The sequence below is a fragment of the Kitasatospora sp. NBC_01266 genome, assembly GCF_036242395.1.
Taxonomy (GTDB): domain Bacteria; phylum Actinomycetota; class Actinomycetes; order Streptomycetales; family Streptomycetaceae; genus Kitasatospora.
This window is the reverse complement of sequence record NZ_CP108458.1, coordinates 1,768,085-1,788,767: the sequence shown is the minus strand read 5'-3', so window position 1 is coordinate 1,788,767 and position 20,683 is coordinate 1,768,085. Positions and strand designations below refer to the sequence as shown.

The 20,683-nt window shown below is 74.1% G+C and carries 6 protein-coding genes; 3 read left to right on the top strand and 3 right to left on the bottom strand.

Going from position 1 to position 20,683, the window contains the following annotated elements:
* Positions 1-70: 70 nt before the first annotated feature.
* Together OG403_RS07500 and OG403_RS07495 are read right to left on the bottom strand one after the other, a co-directional pair.
* On the bottom strand, positions 71-835 hold the full coding sequence (locus OG403_RS07500; protein WP_329562477.1) for an SDR family NAD(P)-dependent oxidoreductase: 765 nt from the start codon (positions 833-835) through the stop codon (positions 71-73).
* A 114-nt stretch (positions 836-949) separates the two neighbouring features.
* Entirely contained in the window at positions 950-1,555 is a 606-nt protein-coding gene (locus OG403_RS07495; protein ID WP_442910878.1) for a TetR/AcrR family transcriptional regulator, read from the bottom strand.
* A 75-nt stretch (positions 1,556-1,630) separates the two neighbouring features.
* Here OG403_RS07495 and OG403_RS07490 point away from each other — a divergent pair, with 75 nt between their 5' ends.
* On the top strand, positions 1,631-2,530 hold the full coding sequence (locus tag OG403_RS07490) for an alpha/beta fold hydrolase (RefSeq protein ID WP_329562475.1): 900 nt from the start codon (positions 1,631-1,633) through the stop codon (positions 2,528-2,530).
* Between the two features lie 64 nt (positions 2,531-2,594).
* Here OG403_RS07490 and OG403_RS07485 read toward each other — a convergent pair whose 3' ends face one another.
* Positions 2,595-3,488, bottom strand: a complete 894-nt coding sequence (locus OG403_RS07485; protein WP_329562474.1) for an NADP-dependent oxidoreductase — start codon at positions 3,486-3,488, stop codon at positions 2,595-2,597.
* 70 nt (positions 3,489-3,558) lie between these two features.
* Between OG403_RS07485 and OG403_RS07480 the strand changes: the two genes are divergently transcribed.
* Positions 3,559-4,134 carry a TetR/AcrR family transcriptional regulator gene (locus tag OG403_RS07480; RefSeq protein ID WP_329562473.1) on the top strand — a complete coding sequence of 192 codons (576 nt, stop codon included), beginning with the start codon at positions 3,559-3,561 and terminating at the stop codon, positions 4,132-4,134.
* A 339-nt stretch (positions 4,135-4,473) separates the two neighbouring features.
* Positions 4,474-20,655 carry a type I polyketide synthase gene (locus OG403_RS07475; RefSeq protein WP_329562471.1) on the top strand — a complete coding sequence of 5,394 codons (16,182 nt, stop codon included), beginning with the start codon at positions 4,474-4,476 and terminating at the stop codon, positions 20,653-20,655.
* Positions 20,656-20,683 lie beyond the last annotated feature (28 nt).

Below are 20,683 nucleotides of genomic sequence, written 5' to 3'. Positions count from 1 at the left end.
TTTGCGGGTGGAAACGAGGAATCTCCAACCACACGAGTGAAGGCGGGCCAAGACCTCCACCCTCAGCCCGCTACCGGCCCAGTACCGCGCCGCCGTTGAGGCCGATCACCTGGCCCGTGAGGTAGCCGGCGGCGGGGGAGGTCAGGTAGCCGACGGCGGTGGCGACGTCCTCGGGGGTGCCGGCCCGGCCGACCAGGGTGTCGGCGATCTTGCCGGCGTGGAACTCCGGGGTCCAGTCCGCGCCGAAGATCTCGGTGTCCGACACGTAGCCGGGGGCCAGCACGTTGACGGTGATGCCGTCCGGCCCCAGCTGTCGGGCCAGCCCGAACGCCCAGCCGTGCAGCGCGGCCTTGGCAGCCGCGTAAGAGCCGGCCGAGTGCGGGCCGGCACCTCCGCGTTGGGCGGCGGCCGAGCTGATCACGACCAGCCGTCCGCCTGGGCGGCGCAGGTGGTCGAGCAGCGCGGTAGTGAGGAGGACGGCGGTCAGCAGGTTGGTGTCCAGGTCCCGGCGCCAGGCGTCGGCCAGTGCGTCGAGGCTCCCGTCGGTGGGCGCGGTGATCACCGCTCCCGCGTTGTTGACCAGGGCGTCGACCGGGCCGATCTCCGCGATCGCGCGTGCAGCCTCGGCCACTTGGGCCGGTACGGTCAGATCGGCCGCGATCGGTATGACACGGGGAGCTCCCACGGTGCGGTCGATCTCGGCTCGGGCCCGTTCCAGTACGTCGATGCGCCTGCCGAGAATGACCACCCGGTTCCCGGCCGCGGCGAGCTCACCCGCGATCGCCTTCCCGATTCCCGTCCCGCCACCCGACACCACCGCGACTCGCTGCTGCATCGCCGACCCCGTCTTCGCCCATGATCGCCTTCGGCCTGCCAGCCTACTGCTGCACCGCGTCGTGGCTCAGGGGTGCGGCGTCATGCGGGACCCGGAACGGGACCTCGCCGTCTCTCAGGGCGACCGGAACAGCTCGTCCAGGTGATGGGTGAGGATCGCCAGCGCGGCGTCGCCGGTGCGTTGGCCGCCGAGCACGCTCGAGCCGAGGCCGTTGACCATGGCCAGCATTCCGGCGGCCGTCAGCTCGGGGTTCTTGCCGGGGTCGACCTCCCCGGCCTGCTGGGCGGCGCGGATCTGCTTGGTGAGGAAGCCCTCGAGGAGGTCGGGCTGGGCCGTTCCGTGCTTCTCCAGCACTTCGGGATCGCTGAGTACCAGCGTGTAGTAGGCGGCGTAGGTCCTGGTGATCCGGCGGCTCTCCGGATCGGTCGGCAGGATGCACGAGAGGACCGCGGTCACGGTGCCGCGCGGCGTGGGCGGGGAGCCCGCCGCGCTGATCCACTTCTCCATGCGGGCCTGGAGTTGGGCGCCAAGCCTGGCCAGCGCGTCCAGCAGCAGCCCTTCCTTGCTCGCGAAGTAGTACTGCACCAGCCGCAGGGAGACGCCGGCTTCGGCGGCGACCGCCCGCATGCTGGCCGACTGCAGACCCTGGGTGTCGGCGATGCGCAGCAGCGCCTCGGCGATCTGTCGTCTGCGTTCCTCCTGATCGACCCGCACGTTCATGACGCTGCCTTCCTCTCGTGGTACACCCGTATCATGCTGTGATACACCCGTATCATGCTGTGATACACCTGTATCATGCGAATCAGCCAGTTCAGGAACGACCAGGCCAGAGACCGATTCCGGGCCGCCTACGAGCGGACTCTGGAAGAACTGTGGCCGGGGCCGCGGACGGCGCTCGACCTTCCGACCACGTTCGGGACCACCCGCGTCTACCGAACCGGGCCGCAGAGCGGCGAGCCGATCGTGCTGCTGCCCGGCTCGGGCGGAAACGCGCTGATGTGGCACCGGTACATCGACGCGCTGGCTCAGCACCATCCGGTCATCGCCGTCGACACGATCGGCGAGCCGGGCGCGAGCGTGCAGACCGCCCTGATCGCCGACGGCCGGGACGGCGCTACCTGGCTGGACGAACTCCTGGCCGCAATGGAGGTGACGGCCGCCCATCTCGTCGGCTGCTCCTACGGCGGCTGGCTGGCGCTCAACCACCAGATCCACCGCCCCGGACGGACCGCCTCCCTCACCCTGCTGGATCCCGCCGGCTTCGCCGACTTCGGCCCCCGGTTCTACGCCTGGCTGATCGCCGGCGGGCTCGCCGCAACAGCGCCGCGCCCGCTCCGCCCCCGGCTGGCCCGCCTGGTCGGCAACAGCGCCATCCTGGAGAGCGAACTGATGAGCCTGATGCGCGCGTCGATGGGATTCCGCCGCGCACTCCCGGTGCCCCCGGTCTTCTCCGACGGAGAGCTGCACCGCTTGCGCGTTCCCGCGCTGTTTCTGCTCGGGGCGCGCAGCGCCATGCACGACTCGCGCGACGTCGCCGACCGCGTCGGCAGGCTCGTGCCCTCGGCCCGGGTGGAGATCGTGCCCGGCGCCGGCCACGCGTTGCCGACCGACCAGCCGACTCTGGTGGCCGAACGCATCCTGGATGCCGTCGGGCGGCAGTGCCACCGGGTGGGTCCGGTGCTGGATCCTGCGTAAGCCCAATAGGGCGTCGCGGGTTGGTCATTGGGCCAGTCCTGGCAGGGGCCGGGCGGGCCGCGGCTCAGACGACCAGGACCCGGCGCCCCCGGGTGTGGCCGGCGCGGCTGTCGGTGTGCGCCGCCGCTGCCTCGGTGAGCGGGTACGACTTCTCGACCGGGATGTGGAGCCTGTCCCGGGAGATGAGGTCGACGGCCTCGGTGAGCGCGTCCGGCACGCTCCCGGCGACGCCGGAGAACCGGACGCCCAGCTCTGGCGCGCCGAGGTCGGCGATGGAGACGACCTTGCGCGGGTCCCCGGTCAGCTCGACGAGTTCGCGGATCACGCCCGAGCCGGCCAGGTCGAGGGCCGCGTCGACCCGGCCCAGCTGCCGCACCCGTTCGACCCAGCCCTCGTGGTAGGTCGTGGCGAGGGCGCCCAGGCCGCGCAGGTAGTCCTGGTTCGCAGCCCCGGCCGTGCCGATCACCCTGATGCCGCGCGCACGGGCGATCTGCAGCACCGCCGACCCGACGCCGCCGGACGCGCCGCTGACCAGCAGCGTCTGCCCGGGCCGCACGCCGACCTCGCGGATGACGCGCAGCGCGGTCTCCACCACCGACGGGTACCCGGCCGCCTCCTCGAAGGCCAGTCCCTCGGGCATCCGGGCCCAGGCCGACAGGACGGCGAACTCGGCGTACGTGTCGGTGCCTTCGCCGAACACGCGGTCGCCGACCTCGACCCCCTCGACGCCCTCGCCGACCTCATCCACCACCCCGGCGGCGTCCAGTCCGACCCCGGCGGGCAGCTCGACCGGGTGGGCTCCCAGGACCTGGCCCTCCCGGATCCTCCAGTCGACGGGGTTGACACCCGCCGCCCGTACGGCGATGCGTATCCGACCGGGGCTCGCGTGGGGCTCCTCGGCTTCCACCAGTTGCAGGACCTCGGGACCGCCGAACTCGGCGAAACTGATTTTCCTCATGCGGCCGAAGATAACCCTAACGGTTAGGGTTTCACAACGGTTATGGATTCGTAGCTGGTAGTGTCAGGGCATGACCGAGCCGTCCGGACGCCGCGAACGCAAGAAGGCCGCGACCCGGCAGAAGATCGCTGACACCGCGCTGCGCCTCTTCGTGGAGCGCGGGTACGACGCCGTGGGCATCCGTGAGGTGGCGGCCGAGGCCGACGTGGCCGTCACCACCGTCTTCGCCCACTTCGCCTCGAAGGAGGCCCTGGTCTTCGAGCGCGACCAGGACTTCGAGCAGCGCCTCACGCGGGCGGTGACCGACCGGCCTCCGCACGAGCCGCTCATCCCGGCGCTGCACCGCGAGGTCCAGGCCCTGGTGCGGCACTGCACGGCGGAGGGCAGTGCCCCCGTCCGACGCATGATCGAGGGATCACCCGCCCTGCGGGAATACGAGGAGTCGATGAGCCTGCGTCACGCGCAGGCGCTGGCAACGGCGTTGGCAGCCGATCCGCACCTGTCCCGGAGTGCGACGGCCTGCCGGGCGACCGCGCGGTTCGCCATCGACGCCTACGCGCTGGCCTGCCGGGCGGACGATCCCGGGGCCACGGTGGACGAGGTCTTCCGGATGATCAACGCGGCCTGGGAAGCCACCGCGCCCTGAGCCGGGGACGCCGGTGCACTGCGGCCGGCGCCGGGGCCTGGGGCACGACACGTGCGGGCTGCGCTGGGCGGCCGCGGCCGCCGCGCCCGGTGGTGACATCCGCCCTCGGCGGGCCGCTTGGACCCCGCCTGACCAGGGCCGCCCGTAAGGGGACGTAGGGGTTGTTGGCCCCTAGCACGGCTTCCTAGGGTCGGAACCGAAATTCAGCGTTGGCTGCCGACCCGCAGGCAGGCGGCCTTAGACCCCTTCACCTTCCCATGCGTATTTCCACGCGTTCACATGCGAATTCGGCGTGCCGACTTCCGGTGCGGCCGGCCATAACCGAAGAGGTGGCATTCAGTGGCGAATGAAGAGACACTTCGTGACTACCTCAAGTGGGTCACTGCCGACCTGCACCAGGCGCGTGAGCGGCTGAGGGAACTGGAGGCCGGTGACCGGGAGCCGATCGCCCTGGTCGCGATGAGCTGCCGGTACGCAGGTGGCGTCGGTACCCCTGAGGATCTCTGGCGACTGGTCACCGAGGGCCGGGACGCTGTTGGCGGCTTCCCGGAGAACCGGGGTTGGGACACCGAGTCGCTCTACGACCCGGACCCGGACCGGCCGGGGTCGTCGACCACCCGGGAAGGCGCGTTCCTGGCCGACGCGGACCTGTTCGACGCGGCGTTCTTCGGGCTGAGCCCGCGTGAGGCGCTGGCGATGGACCCGCAGCAGCGGTTGCTGCTGGAGACCGCGTGGGAGGCCTTCGAACGGGCCTCGATCGATCCGCAGTCGCTGCACGGCAGCCGGACCGGCGTCTTCGTCGGGTCGAACGGGCAGGACTACGCCGCGCTGTTCGGCAACTCGGCCGAGAACCTCGAAGGCCACCTGGTCACCGGCACCGCCGCCGCCGTCATCTCGGGGCGGCTCTCTTACACGTTCGGGCTCGAAGGCCCGGCGGTGACGGTCGACACGGCCTGCTCCTCCTCCCTCGTCGCGCTGCACCTGGCCGTCCAGTCGCTGCGTCGCCGCGAGTGCGATCTGGCGCTGGCCGGCGGTGTGACGATCATGTCCACCCCGGCCACCTTCACCGAGTTCAGCAAGCAGCGCGGCCTGGCCGCCGACGGCCGCTGCAAGGCGTTCGCCGCGGCGGCCGACGGCACGGGCTGGGGCGAGGGCGTCGGCATGCTGCTGGTCGAGCGCCTCAGCGACGCGCGCCGGCTGGGGCACCAGGTGCTCGCCGTGGTCCGGGGCAGCGCGGTCAACCAGGACGGCGCGTCGAACGGGCTGACCGCCCCCAACGGCCCCTCGCAGCAGCGGGTGATCCTGGAGGCGCTGGCCAACGCCGGGCTGACCACCGACGAGGTGGACGTGGTCGAGGCGCACGGGACGGGCACCACGCTGGGCGACCCGATCGAGGCGCAGGCGCTGCTGGCCACCTACGGCCAGGGACGGCCCGCCGACCGGCCGCTGCGGCTCGGCTCGGTGAAGTCCAACATCGGCCACACCCAGGCGGCTTCGGGTGTCGCGGGTGTGATCAAGATGGTCCAGGCGATGCGGCACGGGGTGCTGCCGCAGACCCTGCACGTGGACGAGCCGACCCCGCACGTGGACTGGACGGCCGGTGCAGTCCAGCTGCTGACGGAGGATCAGGACTGGCCGGAGACCGGTCGACCGCGCCGCGCCGGCGTCTCCTCCTTCGGCATGAGCGGTACCAACGCGCATGTGCTGCTGGAGCAGGCGCCTGACGAGGCGTCAGAAGAGATTGCCGAGCAGCCGGTGCTGGATGCCTCGGTGCTGCCGCTGGTGCTGTCGGGCAAGGGTGAGGCGGCGCTGCGGGCGCAGCTCGAGCGGTTCACGGCCTTCGAGGGTGACCCGGCGGCCGTCGCTGCCGCCCTGGTGCGCGGGCGTGCGGTGTTCGAGGATCGGGCGGTGCTGCTCGGCGACCAGCAGCTGACCGGCCGGGCGCTGGGCAACGGCGGGGTGGTGCTGGTCTTCCCGGGTCAGGGTTCGCAGTGGGTCGGGATGGCGTCCGGTCTGTTGGCCGCTTCGCCGGTGTTCGCGGAGTCGATCGCGGCCTGCTCGGCGGCGCTGAAGCCTTTTGTGGACTGGCAGTTGGAGGACGCGCTGACGGATGCCGCGCTGCTGGAGCGGGTTGACGTGGTGCAGCCGGTGCTCTTCGCGGTGATGGTGTCGTTGGCGGCGCTCTGGCGCTCGATGGGCATCACGCCCTCCGCCGTGGTTGGCCACTCCCAGGGTGAGATCGCGGCGGCTTGCGTGGCGGGTGCGTTGTCGCTGGAGGACGCGTCGCGGGTGGTGGCGCTGCGGGCCAAGGCGCTGGCGCGGGTGGCTGGTTCGGGTGGCATGGTGTCGCTGTTCGCCTCCGCCGAGCAGGCCGGTGAGCTGCTGGTGGGCTTCGAGGGCCGGGTCGGCATCGCCGCCGTCAACGGCCCCGGCTCGGTGGTGGTTTCCGGTGCGGCCGCCGCGCTGGACGAGTTCATGGCGGTCTGCGCCACGGCCGGCGTGGACGCCCGCCGGGTCAACGTCGACTACGCCTCGCACTCCGCCCAGATGGAGATCCTGGAGGACGAGATCCTCCAGGCACTCGCTCCGATTTCCGGCTTGACGCCCACCATCCCGATGCTCTCCACCTACACCGCCGACTGGGTCAAGCCCGGTGAGCTGGGCGCCCGTTACTGGTACGAGAACCTGCGCCACCCCGTCCGGCTCCAGGACGCGATCGCCGAACTGGCCAAGGCCGGCCACCGGGTCTTCGTGGAGTCCAGCCCGCACCCGGTGCTCACCGTCGGCGTGCAGGACACCCTGGAGGAGAACGGCGGCGGTATCGCGCTCGGCACGCTGCGTCGCGAACAGGGCGATGCCACCCGCTTCCTGACCTCGCTCGCCGAGGCCTTCGTCAACGGCGCCACCGTCGACTGGACCCGGGTGCTCACCTCCTCCGCCCATGTCGACCTGCCCACCTACCCGTTCCAGCAGCGCCGGTTCTGGCCGCAGGTCTCCGCCGGGCTCGGCGACGTGACCTCGGCCGGTCTCGGCAGCGCCGAGCACCCGCTGCTCGGCGCGGCGATCGCACTGGCCGACGGCGACGGCCTGCTCTTCACTGGCCGCCTCTCCAGTCACACCCACCCCTGGATCGCCGACCACGCGCTCGGCGAGACGGTGCTGCTCCCGGGCACCGCGTTCGTCGAACTCGCCGTGCACGCCGGGACCCGGGTCGGCTGCGACCGGGTGGACGAGCTGACCCTGGGCACGCCGCTGGTGCTCAGCGGCACCGAGGCGGTCACCGTCCAGCTGTGGATCGGCGCGCCCGAGGCCGACGGCCGGCGCCCGGTCAGCGTCTACTCGCGCGCCCAGGACGCGGCCACCGACCCCGCCTCCACCGAGGAGCCCTGGACCCGGCACGCCACCGGCTATCTGACGCACAGTCAGCAAGCCGCGCCGGCCGATGACACCACCCTCGCCGCCTGGCCGCCGGCCGGTGCGGTGGCCGAGGACGCCGCAGCCGTCTACGACGGGTTGGACGCGCGCGGCTACGGCTACGGGCCGGCCTTCCGCGGCCTGCGGGCCGCCTGGCGCTCCGGCGAGCAGGTCTTCGCCGAGGTGGCGCTGGCCGACCCGGAGGCCGCCGACGCGCCCAAGTACGGCCTGCACCCGGCCCTGCTCGACGCCGCCCTGCACGCCCTCGCCCTGCTGTCGAGCGGTGGCGGGACCGACTCCGACAGCGCCGCTCCCCGGATCCCGTTCTCCTGGGACGGCATCGAGCTGCACGCCACCGGCGCCGCCGTGCTCCGGGTGCGGCTGACCCCGGCCGGCACCGACGCGGTGTCGGTCCTGGTCGCCGACGGCAGCGGGCGGACGGTGGCCACCATTGACGCGCTGACGCTCCGCCCGGCCCAGCTCGACCAGGTGGGCGCCGTCCACTCCGCGCAGCGCGACGCGCTGTTCCGGCTGGACTGGTCGCCGCTGCCGAGCGTGCCCACCGCCCAGGCGACCGGCTTCGCGCTGCTCGGCCCGGACGAGGCCGCTGAGCCGCTGCGCCGCGCCGGACACCAGGTCACCGCCTACCCGGACCTGGCCACCCTGGCGGCCGCCGCGCCGCAGACCGTCCTGTTCCCGGTGGCGCTCGGCGAGCCCGCGTCGCGCGACGTCCTGGCCGCCGCCCGCACCATCACCGCCGACACGCTGGACCGGCTCCAGGAGTGGCTGCGCACCGAGAGCCTGGCCACCGCGGCCCGGCTGGTCGTGCTGACCCGCGACGCCGTCGCCGCCCGCCCGGCCGACCAGGTCGCCGAGCTGGCCGCCGCCCCGGTCTGGGGCCTGCTGCGCTCCGCGCAGAGCGAGCACCCCGGCTCCTTCACCGTGCTGGACCTGGACGGCACCGACGCCTCCTGGGCCGCCCTGCCCGCCGCCGTCGCCTCCGGTGAGCCGCAGGCCGCGCTGCGCGCGGGCGAGATCCTGCTGCCGCGGCTGGCCCGGCAGGCCACCGCCACCGACGCCACCGAGGGCGCCCCGGTCTGGGACCCGGCCGGCACCGTCCTGGTGGTCGGCGGCACCGGTGTGCTGGGTGCGCTGGTCGCGCGTCACCTGGTCGCCGAGCACGGCGTGCGCAGCCTGGTGCTCACCAGCCGCCGTGGCCCCGAGACCCCCGGTGCGGCCGAACTGACGGCCGAGCTCACGGAGTTGGGTGCGAGCATTGCGGTGTTGGCCTGCGACGCGGCCGACCCGGCCGCGCTGGCGGCCGTGCTGGCCGGGATCGACCCGGCGGCTCCGCTGCGCGGGGTGATCCACACCGCCGGAGTGCTGGACGACGCGATCCTGGCCTCGGTCACCGCCGAGCAGCTCTCGGCCGCGCTGCGGGCCAAGGCCGATGTCGCCTGGCAGCTGCACGAGTTGACCCGCGAGCTGGACCTGTCGGCCTTCGTGCTCTTCTCCTCCTTCTCCGGCGTGGCCGGCAGCCCGGGGCAGGCCGCCTACGCGGCCGGCAACGCCTTCGTGGACGCGCTCGCCGCGCACCGCCGCGCGCTCGGCCTGCCGGGCCTCGCGCTGGCCTGGGGCTTCTGGGACCGCGCGAGCGGGATGACCGGTCACCTGGACAGTGGCGAGCTGGGCCGGATCGCCCGCCGCGGCGTGCTGCCGCTGACCGCCGAGCGCGGCCTGGCCCTGCTGGACGCGGCCGTTGCCGCTCCCGAGGCCTTCCTGGTGCCCGTGCGGCTCGACCTGGCCGCCCTGCGCCGCCAGGCCGCCGCCGGTGAACTGGCCGCCCTCTACCGGGGACTGGTGCGCGGCCTGCCCCGCCGGGTGGCCGACGACGCCACCGCCGGCGGGCTGGGCGCGGGCCGCTACGCCGGGCTCGGCGCGGCCGAACTGGACCGCGCCATGCTGGAGTTGGTCCGGGCCGAGGCGGCCGCCGTGCTGGGCTACGGCCCCGAGAGCCCGGTCGGGGCCGACCGGGCGTTCAAGGAGCTGGGCCTCGACTCGCTGACCGCCGTCGAACTGCGCAACCGGCTGGCCCGCGCCACCGGCGTCCGGCTGCCCGCCACCCTGGTGTTCGACTACCCCAACCCCCGGGTCCTGGCGACCCAGCTGGCCGGCCAGCTCGCCGGCTCCGCCGCTACCGCCCTGCCCGCCACCACCCTGCCCGCGACGGCCGGGGAGACGGGAGAGCCGATCGCGATCGTCGGCATGGCCTGCCGCTACCCGGGCGGGGTGCGCTCGCCCGAGGACCTCTGGGAGCTGGTCGCGGCCGGCACCGACGCGGTCGGCGGCTGGCCCGAGGACCGTGGCTGGGATGCCGCCGAACTCTTCGACCCGGTCCCGGGCCGAGCCGGTCGCAGCTACTCCGACCAGGGCGGATTCCTCTACGACGCGGGCGAGTTCGACGCCGCCTTCTTCGGCATCTCGCCGCGCGAGGCGATCGCGATGGACCCGCAGCAGCGCCTGCTGCTCGAGGCGGCCTGGGAGGCCTTCGAGCGGGCCGGCATCGACCCGACGGCGATGCGCGGCAGCCGGACCGGCGTCTTCGCCGGGGTGATGTACCACGACTACGCCTCCCGGCTGTTCGGCGCAGGGCCCGAGGAGCTGGAGGACGTCCAGGGCTACCTCGGCAACGGCAGCGCGGGCAGCGTCGCCTCCGGCCGGATCTCCTACACGCTGGGCCTGGAGGGCCCGGCGGTCACCGTCGACACCGCCTGCTCCTCCTCGCTGGTCGCGCTGCACCTGGCCGCACAGGCGATCCGCCAGGGCGAGTGCACCATGGCGCTGGCCGGCGGTGTCACCGTGATGTCCACCCCCGGCATCTTCATCGACTTCAGCCGCCAGCGCGCGATGGCCGCCGACGGCCGCTGCAAGCCGTACGCGGCGGCGGCCGACGGCACGGGCTGGGGCGAAGGCGTCGGCATGCTGCTGGTCGAGCGGCTCAGCGACGCCCAGCGGCTGGGTCACCCGGTGCTCGCGGTGCTGCGCGGCAGCGCGGTCAACCAGGACGGCGCCAGCAACGGTCTGACGGCGCCGAACGGTCCCTCGCAGCAGCGGGTGATCCGCCAGGCGCTGAGCAGCGCCAAGCTGACCACCGACGAGGTCGATGTGGTCGAGGGCCACGGCACCGGCACCACGCTGGGCGACCCGATCGAGGCGCAGGCGCTGCTGGCCACCTACGGCCAGGACCGACCGGCCGACCGGCCGCTGCTGCTGGCCTCGGTGAAGTCCAACATCGGCCACACCCAGGCGGCTTCGGGCGTCGCGGGTGTGATCAAGATGGTCATGGCGATGCGCCACGGCCAGGTCCCGCGCTCGCTGCACGTGGACGAGCCGACCCCGCACGTGGACTGGACGGCGGGCGCGGTCGAGCTGCTCGCCGAGCGGGTCGACTGGCCGCAGACCGGCCGGCCGCGCCGGTCGGCGGTCTCCTCCTTCGGGGTGAGCGGCACGAACGCGCACGTCATCCTGGAGCAGGCGCCTGACGCCCAGGTGATCCAGGCCGCTGGCCGGCCGGTGCTGGATGCCTCGGTGCTGCCGCTGGTGCTGTCGGGCAAGGGTGAGGCGGCGCTGCGGGCGCAGCTCGAGCGGTTCACGGCCTTCGAGGGTGACCCGGCGGCCGTCGCCGCCGCCCTGGTGCGCGGGCGTTCGCTCTTCGAGGACCGGGCGGTGCTGCTGGGCGACCAGCAGCTGACCGGCCGGGCGCTCGGTGACGGCGGGGTGGTGCTGGTCTTCCCGGGTCAGGGTTCGCAGTGGGTGGGCATGGCCTCCGGCCTGCTGGCCGCTTCGCCGGTCTTCGCGGAGTCGATCGCGGCGTGCTCGGCGGCGCTGGCGCCGTTCGTGGACTGGTCGTTGGCGGACGCGCTGACGGATGCCGCGCTGCTGGAGCGGGTTGACGTGGTGCAGCCGGTGCTCTTCGCCGTGATGGTCTCGCTCGCCGCCCTGTGGCGCTCGCTGGGCGTCACGCCCTCCGCCGTGATCGGCCACTCGCAGGGTGAGATCGCCGCCGCCTGCGTGGCGGGCGCGCTCTCCCTCGAGGACGCGTCCCGCGTCGTCGCGCTGCGGGCCAAGGCGCTGGCGCGGGTGGCGGGTTCGGGCGGCATGGTGTCGCTCTTCGCCTCCGCCGAGAAGGCGGGCGAGCTGCTGGCCGGGTTCGAGGGCCGGGTCGGCATCGCCGCCGTCAACGGCCCCGGCTCGGTGGTGGTCTCGGGCGAGGCCGCCGCGCTGGACGAGTTCATGCTGGTCGCCGCCGAGGCGGGCGTCGATGCCCGCCGGGTCAACGTCGACTACGCCTCGCACTCCGCGCAGATGGAGGTGCTCGAGGACGAGATCGTCGAGGCGCTGACCCCGATCACCGCGCTCACGCCCAGCATCCCGATGTTCTCCACCTACACCGGCGACTGGGTCAAGCCCGGCGAGCTGGCCGGTCGTTACTGGTATGAGAACATGCGCCACCCCGTCCGGCTGCAGCACGCGGTCGAGCAGCTGGCCAAGGCCGGCCACCGGGTCTTCGTGGAGTCCAGCCCGCACCCGGTGCTCACGGTCGGCGTGCAGGACACCCTGGACGCCAACGGTGGCGGTATCGCGCTCGGCACCCTGCGCCGCGAACAGGGCGACGCCACCCGCTTCCTGACCTCGCTCGCCGAGGCCTTCGTCAACGGCGCCACCGTCGACTGGACCCGGGTGCTCACCGCCACCGGACACGTCGACCTGCCCACCTACCCCTTCCAGCGCGAGCGCTTCTGGCTGGACGGCCACACCGCCGCCCCGGCCGCCGGCACCGAAGCCGACGCCGCCGACAGCGAGTTCTGGCGCGCGGTGGAGAGCGGCGAGCTGGCCGCGACCCTCGGCGTGGACGGCGACCGGCCGCTCAGCGAGCTGCTGCCCGCGCTCTCCGACTGGCGCCGGGGCCGCCAGCGGTCCGCGACCCTGGACAACTGGCGCTACACCGTGGCCTGGAAGCCGGTCACCGCGAAGGCGGCCGTGCCGAGCGGCAGTTGGCTGATCATCAGCGGACCGGAGGGGAGCACCGTCGCCGAGGAGTGCGCGAGCACCCTCGAAGCACGCGGTGTGACGGTCCGTCAGCTCGACCTGGCCTCGGTCGCCCACGACCGGGCCGAGTACGCCCGCCTGCTCGCCGAAGCCGGCCCGGTGGACGGCGTGCTGGCCACCCTCGGCCTGGACGAGGCCGACTCCACCGCCGGTCCCGCGCTCACCCGGGGCCTGGCGGGCACCCTGGCGCTGGTCCAGGCGCTGGGCGACGCGGGCATCGCCGCCCCGCTCTGGCTGGCCACCCGGGGCGGCGTCAGCATCGGCCGCTCGGACGAGCTGCGCAGTCTGGCGATGGGCCAGATCTGGGGCTTCGGACGCGTGGTGGCGCTGGAGCACCCGGACCGCTGGGGCGGTCTGGTCGATCTTCCCGAGGTCTTCGACGAGCGGGCGGCCGAGCGGCTGTGCACCGTGCTGGCCGGCCTGCCCGGCGGCGAGGACCAGGTGGCCGTGCGGCCCGCCGGCCTCTACGTGCGCCGCCTGCAGCGCGCCCCGCTGGCCGGCCGTCCGGCGGCCCGGGACTGGCGCCCGAGCGGCACCGTCCTGGTCACCGGCGCGACCGGCACACTGGCCCCGCACATCGCCCAGTGGCTGGCCTCGGCCGGCGCCGAGCACCTGGTGCTGGTCAGCCGCCGTGGTCCCGAGGCCCCGGGCGCGCCCGCGCTGCGGGCCGACGTCGAGAGCCTGGGCGTCCGCGCCACCTTCGCCGCCTGCGACGTGGCCGACCGCGAGCAGCTCCAGCAACTGGTCGACCGGCTGGCCGCCGACGGCACCCCGGTCACCAGCGTGCTGCACGCGGCGGCCTCGATCCGGCTGCTGCCGATCGGGACGCTGACCCCCGCGCAGCTCGAACTCGACCTGCGGGCCAAGGTGCTGGGCGCGCGCAACCTGCACGAGATCTTCAGCGAGGACACCCTGGACGCCTTCGTCCTGTTCTCCTCGATCGCGGGCGTCTGGGGCAGCGGCGACCACGCCGCCTACGCGGCCGGCAACACCTACCTGGACGGCCTGGCCGAGCAGCGCCGGGCCGCAGGTCTCAGCGCGACCTCGGTGGCCTGGGGCGTCTGGGCCGCCGTCAACCACTGGGACGGCCGCTTGGTGCCCGAGGGCGTGGACCCCGAGCGCCTGCAGCGCCAGGGGCTGCCGTTCCTGGAGCCCGAGCCGGCCTTCGCGGCGCTGAAGACCGTGCTGGACCACGACGAGACCTTCGTCGCGGTCGCCGACGTCGCCTGGGACCGGTTCGCCCCCGCCTTCACCTCGGCCCGCCCGCGCCCGCTGCTGGACGGCATCCCGGAGGTCCGCGACTCCCAGAGCCCGGCCGCCACCGTCGAGACGGCCGGCCGGCCGGGCCCGCAGGCCGCCACCGAGCTGGGCGCCAAGCTGCTCGAGCTGTCCGCCGCCGATCAGGACCGGCTGCTGCTCGACCTGGTCCGGAGCAACGCCGCCGCCGTCCTCAAGCACAGCTCGCCGGAGGCCGTGGCGGAGTCCCGGGCCTTCAAGGAGCTGGGCTTCGACTCGCTGACCGCCGTCGAGCTGCGCGACCGGCTGACCAAGGCCACCGGGCTGCGGCTGCCCACGACGCTGGTCTTCGACTTCCCGACCCCGCTGGCGCTGGCCGCCCGGCTACGCGAGGCGCTGCTCGGCGAGCGCGCCGCGGGCGCCGCGGCGCCCACCGCCCGGCCGGTCGACCTGGGAGAGCCGATCGCCATCGTCGGGATGGCCTGCCGCTACGCGGGCGGCGTGGAGTCGCCCGAGGACCTCTGGCGGCTGCTGGCCACCGGCGGCGACGGCGTCACCGGCTTCCCGACCGACCGCGGCTGGGACCTGGAGGCGCTCTACGACGCCGACCCCGACGCGCGCGGCACCAGCTACACCCGCGAAGGCGGCTTCCTGCACGGCGCCGGGCTCTTCGATCCGGGCTTCTTCGGCATCTCGCCGCGCGAGGCGATCGCCGTCGACCCGCAGCAGCGGCTGCTGCTCGAGGTCTCCTGGGAGGCGCTGGAGCGGGCCGGGATCGACCCGCAGACCCTGCACGGCACCCAGGTCGGCGTCTTTGCCGGCACCAACGGCTCCGACTACGCGGCGCTGGTGGCCGGTGCCCCGGCGGGCGGCGAGGGCTACCTGGCCACCGGCAACTCGGTGAGCGTCGCCTCCGGCCGGATCTCCTACACGCTGGGCCTGGAGGGCCCGGCGGTCACCGTCGACACCGCCTGCTCCTCCTCGCTGGTCGCGCTGCACCTGGCCGCCCAGGCGGTGCGCAACGGCGAGTGCACCATGGCACTGGCCGGCGGAGTGACGCTGATGACCACCCCGGCCGCGCTGGTGACCTTCAGCCGCCAGCGCGGCCTGGCCACCGACGGTCGCTGCAAGGCCTTCGCGGGCGCCGCCGACGGCATGGGGATGGCCGAGGGCGTCGGAATGCTGGTGGTCGAGCGGCTGAGCGACGCGCAGCGGCTGGGTCACCCGGTGCTCGCGGTGGTGCGCGGCTCGGCCGTCAACCAGGACGGCGCGTCGAACGGCCTGACGGCTCCCAACGGCCCCGCCCAGCAGCGGGTGATCCGCCAGGCGCTGGCCAACGCCGGTCTGACGGCCGATCAGGTCGACGCGGTGGAGGCGCACGGCACCGGCACCTCGCTCGGCGACCCGATCGAGGCGCAGGCGCTGCTGGCCACCTACGGCCAGGAGCGGGGCCAGGCGGCACCCCTGCTGCTCGGCTCGATCAAGTCGAACATCGGCCACTCGCAGGCTGCGGCCGGCGTGGCGGGCGTGATCAAGATGGTGCTGGCGCTGCGCAACGGGGTGCTGCCGCAGACCCTGCACGTGGACGAGCCCACCCCGCACGTCGACTGGAGCGAGGGCGAGGTCGAGCTGCTCACCGAGGCCACCGCCTGGCCGCGCCGGGCCGAGCGCCCGCGCCGGGCCGGCGTCTCGGCCTTCGGCATCAGCGGCACCAACGTCCACCTGCTGCTGGAGGAGGCGCCCGAGCCGGCCGCCGCCGAGCCGGCGGCGGTGGTGGACCTCCCGGTCGTCCCGTGGGTGCTCACCGGCCGGATGCCGGGCGCGCTGGCCGGGCAGGCGGGGCGGCTGGCGGCCTGGCTAGGGGACGGTGCGGGGTCGAGCCCGGCCGATGTGGGGTTCTCGCTGGCCCGGGGCCGCTCTAGGTTCGAACACCGTGCGGTGGTGATCGCGGCCGACCTGGACGGATTCCGTTCGGGCCTCGGCGTGCTCGCCGCCGGCGGAGAGGCACCGGGAGTGGTGCGCGGGGTTACTGCTGGGGGCAGGGTGGCGGTGATGATGTCCGGTCAGGGCAGTCAGCGGGCCGGGATGGGACGCGAGCTGTATGCCGCGTTCCCCGTGTTCGCGGACGCGCTCGACGCGGTCTGCGCCCACTTCGACGCGGAGCTCGAACGCCCGCTGCGCGAGGTGCTGTTCGACCAGGACTCCGAGCTGCTGGACCGGACCGGCTACACCCAGGCCGGGCTGTTCGCGATCGAGGTGGCGCTGTTCCGGCTGCTGGAGTCGTGGGGTGTCACCCCGGACTACGTCGCCGGTCACTCGATCGGTGAGCTGGCCGCCGCGCACGTCGCGGGTCTCTGGTCGCTGGCGGACGCCTGCACGCTGGTGGCCGCGCGCGGTCGACTGATGCAGGCGCTGCCGGCGGGTGGCGCGATGCTCGCGGTGCAGGGGAGCGAGGACGAGGTCCGCGCGGCGCTCAGTGGCGTGGTGGACATCGCGGCCGTCAACGGGCCCGACTCGATCGTCGTTTCGGGCGTCGAGGCGGACATCACCGAGCTGGAGTCGGCGTTCCGCGCCGAGGGCCGCAAGGTCAAGCGGCTGACGGTCAGCCACGCCTTCCACTCCGCTTTGATGGAACCGATGTTGGCGGAGTTCCGCGCGGTCGCCGAGTCGCTGACCTACAGCACGCCGCGCATCCCGGTGGTCTCCAACCTCACCGGCACCCTCACCGAGGACCTCACCGCCCCCGCCTACTGGGTGCGCCACGTCCGCGAGGCGGTCCGGTTCGCCGACGGCGTCGCCACCCTCCAGGCGCAGGGTGTTCGCACCTTCCTGGAGCTGGGCCCCGACGGCGTGCTCTCCGCGCTCGTCCCCGACCCGGCGCTCGCCGTGCCGGTGGCCCGGGCCGGGCGCGGCGAGGTCGAGGCGCTCTTCACCGGCGTCGCGACCGCCTTCAGCCGGGGCATGGCCGTCGACTGGTCGGCCGTCTTCACCGGCACCGGCGCGGTCCGGGTCGACCTGCCCAGCTACGCCTTCCAGCGTGAGCGCTACTGGCTGGACGCCCCCGTGGCGGCGGCCGGCGACCTCAGCGCGCTGGGTCTGACCGCCACCGAGCACCCGCTGCTGGGTGCGGCCGTCACGCTCGCCGACGAGGAGGGCCTGCTCTTCACCTCGCGGCTCTCCGCCAAGGCGCAGCGCTGGCTGACCGAGCACGAGGTGCTGGGCGCCGTCCTGGTGCCCGGCGCGGCCTTCGTCGAACTCGCCCTGCAGGCCGCCGGCCACGCCGGCGCCGACCAGGTGGACGATCTCACGCTCGAGGCACCCCTGGTGCTGCCCGAGCGGGGCGCGGTCCAGCTGCAGCTCCGGGTCGGCGCCGCCGACCAGGCCGGGCGGCTGCCGTTCACCGTCCACGCCAGTCCGGACGAGGAGTCGACCGCCGACCGGCAGTGGACCCGGCACGCCAGCGGCTACCTGGCCACCGGTTCCATCGCCGTGCCGAGCGCCGAACTGGCGCAGTGGCCGCCGGCCGGGGCGACGCCCGTCGACCTCGCCGACTTCTACCCGGCGCTCGCCGCTCGCGGCTACGCCTACGGGCCGCTCTTCCAGGGCCTGCGCGCGGTCTGGCGCCAGGGCGAGGTGCTCTTCGCCGAGGTCGCCCTGCCGGACGACGCGGGCGCCGAGGCCGCCGCCTACGCGCTGCACCCCGCGCTGCTGGATGCCGCGCTGCACCCGGTGGGACTCGGTAGCTTCCTCGGTGACGCCGGCGAGGCCCAGGGCCACCTGCCGTTCGCCTTCTCCGGCGTCAGCCTGCACGCGACCGGCGCCCGGGCGCTGCGGGTGCGGATCGCCGGTGCGGGCACCGATGCCGTCACCGTGCAGGCCGCCGACGTCAGCGGTCAGCCGGTCCTCTCGGTGGAGGCGCTGGTGCTGCGCCCGGTCAACGCCGGTCAGCTGCGCGAGGCGCCCGGCGCGGGCGACGACTCGCTCTTCCGGCTCGGCTGGACGGCGGTTCTGTTCGACGCCGGGTCGACCGAGGCTGGGTCGACCGAGGGTTGGGCGCTGCTGGGCGAGGACACGCTGGGCACCGGCCTGGCCCTGGCCGCTCCGACGGACGCCTCCTCGGTCCTGGTGGCCTGCGCCACCGCGCCGCAGCAGGCGCTGGAGCTGCTCCAGGGCTGGCTGGCCGACGACCGGTACGCCGACTCGAACCTGCTGCTGGTCACCCGTGGCGCGGTGCTGGTCGACACCGACCCGGGTGTCGCCGACCTGGCGGCCGCCGCCGTCTGGGGCCTGATCCGCTCCGCCCAGTCCGAGCAGCCCGGACGGGTGCTGCTGGTGGACGTGGACGGCTCGGCCGAGTCCTGGGCCGCACTGCCCGGGGCCGCCAGCGCGGGCGAACCGCAACTCGCGCTACGGGCCGGCCAGGCCTTCGCGCCGCGCCTGCTGCCCGCCCGCTCCGCCGAGGCGCTGGCCGTCCCGGCGGGTCCGGGTGCCTGGCGGCTGGACAGCGCCGGACGCGGCACGCTGGACGCGCTGGAGCTGGTCCCTTGCCCGATCGAGGAGTTGGCGGAGCATCAGATCAGGATCGGCGTCCGGGCCGCGGGCGTGAACTTCCGCGACGTGCTGAGCGCGCTGGGGATGTACCCGGGCGACGCTCCGGTGCTCGGCGGTGAAGGCGCCGGTGTGGTGCTGGAGGTGGGCCCGGGTGTCACCGGGCTCGCGGTCGGCGACCGGGTGCTGGGGATCTTCCCCGGTGCCTACGGGCCGGAGGCGATCGCCGACCACCGGATGGTGGCGCCGGTTCCGGCCGGGTGGTCGTTCGCGCGGGCGGCGTCGGTGCCGATCGTCTTCCTGACGGCGCTGTACGCGTGGTCGGACTTGGGGGCGGTCAAGGCCGGTGAGCGGGTGCTGGTGCACGCGGGTGCCGGTGGTGTGGGTATGGCGGCGATCCAACTGGCCCGCCACCTGGGCGCGGAGGTCTTCGCGACCGCGAGCCCGGGTAAGTGGGAGACGCTGCGCTCGCTGGGTCTGGACGAGGACCACATCGCGTCCTCGCGTGACCTGTCCTTCGCCGCGAAGTTCCTGGCCGTGACCGGCGGGGACGGCGTGGACGTGGTGCTGAACGCCCTCGCCGGTGAGTTCGTGGACGCCTCGCTCGGCCTGCTGCCGCGTGGTGGCCGGTTCCTGGAGATGGGCAAGACCGACATCCGCACGGACGTCCCCGAGGGTGTTGCCTACCGGGCGTTCGACCTGGTGGAGGCCGGCCCGGCGCGGATCGGTGAACTCCTTTCCGAGCTGCTGGAGTTGTTCGCGTCCGGCACGATCGAGACACTGCCCGTCCGCGTCTGGGACGTGCGCCAGGCCCGGGAGGCGTTCCGCTTCGTCAGCCAGGCCAAGCACATCGGCAAGGTCGTCCTCACGGTCCCGCAGCCGCTGGACCCCGAGCGCACGGTGCTGGTCACCGGCGGCACCGGCTCGCTCGGCGCGCTGGTCGCCCGCCACCTGGTGCGTGAGCACGGCGCCCGCAAGCTCCTGCTGCTCAGCCGGCGTGGCCCCGAGGCGCCCGGCGCCAAGGAACTCGTCGACGACCTGGCCGAGTTGGGTGCCACCACCGATGTGATCGAGTGTGACATCACCGACCGCGCCGCGCTGGAGCGCGCGCTGGCCGGGCGTCCGCTGACCGCCGTGGTGCACACCGCGGGCGTGCTGGACGACTCCGTGGTGGAGACCATGACCGCCGCCCAACTCGCCACCGTCTGGGCGCCGAAGGCCGCCGCGGCCTGGCAGCTGCACGAGCTCACGCGGCACCAGGACCTGGCCGCCTTCGTGCTGTTCTCCTCGGCGTCGGGCATCTTCGGCGGCGCCGGGCAGGCCAACTACGCGGCGGCCAACGCCTACCTGGACGCCCTGGCCGCGCACCGCCGCTCGCTAGGCCTGCCGGCCGGCTCGCTCGGCTGGGGCCTCTGGTCGCAGACCGGCGGCATGACCGGCGAGTTGGGCGAGGCGGACCTGCAGCGGATGGCCCGTTCCGGGGTGTCCGCGCTGACGGCGCAGACCGGTCTGGCGCTCTTCGACGCCGCGCTGGAGCGCCCGGAGGCCGCGCTCGTGCCGCTGGCGCTCGACCCGGCGGCGCTGCGCCGCCAGGCAGCGACCGGCGAACTTCCCCCGCTGCTGCAGGGGTTGGTGCGCCAGCGGCCGAAGCGGTCGGTGGCCGCCGCGCACGCGGCGACGGCGGACCCGGCGGCGGAGTTCCAGCAGCGGCTCGGCGCCCTGGCGGGTGCCGACCGCGAGCGGGCGCTGCTGGAGCTGGTCCAGTCGCACACCGCGCTGGTCCTCGGCCACGCCTCGGCGGGCGGGATCGATCCGGGTCGGGGCTTCCTCGAGCTCGGCCTGGACTCGCTCTCGGCGGTCGAACTGCGCAACCGGCTCGGCGCCGTGGTGGGCCGCCGGCTGCCCGCGACGCTGATCTTCGACTACCCGTCACCCACCGCGCTGTCCCAGTACCTCGGCGAACAGCTGCCCAGCGGCGGGGCGAAGGCCCCGGCTCCGCAGGTGCACGCCGAACTGGACCGGCTGGAGACGCTGCTGGCCGGCGTCACACCGGGTGACACCGAAAGCGACAGCATCACCACGCGCCTGCGTGAGCTGCTGTCGACCTGGCAGAAGAACCAGAGCCCGGCGGACCAGGCAGCCGCCGACACGCTCGAGCTTGCCACCGCGGACGAGCTGTTCGACCTCCTTGACAGCGAGCTCGGCACGTCCTGAATTGCTCCGCCCCCCGTCTGACGAATGC

Bases quoted from the DNA above. Each gene is read 5' to 3' on its own strand.
- OG403_RS07480 (WP_329562473.1), top strand. From the start codon at position 3,559: ATGACCGAGCCGTCCGGACGCCGCGAACGCAAGAAGGCCGCGACCCGG.
- OG403_RS07500 (WP_329562477.1), bottom strand. From the start codon at position 835: ATGCAGCAGCGAGTCGCGGTGGTGTCGGGTGGCGGGACGGGAATCGGG.
- OG403_RS07490 (WP_329562475.1), top strand. From the start codon at position 1,631: ATGCGAATCAGCCAGTTCAGGAACGACCAGGCCAGAGACCGATTCCGG.
- OG403_RS07495 (WP_442910878.1), bottom strand. From the start codon at position 1,555: ATGAACGTGCGGGTCGATCAGGAGGAACGCAGACGACAGATCGCCGAG.
- OG403_RS07485 (WP_329562474.1), bottom strand. From the start codon at position 3,488: ATGAGGAAAATCAGTTTCGCCGAGTTCGGCGGTCCCGAGGTCCTGCAA.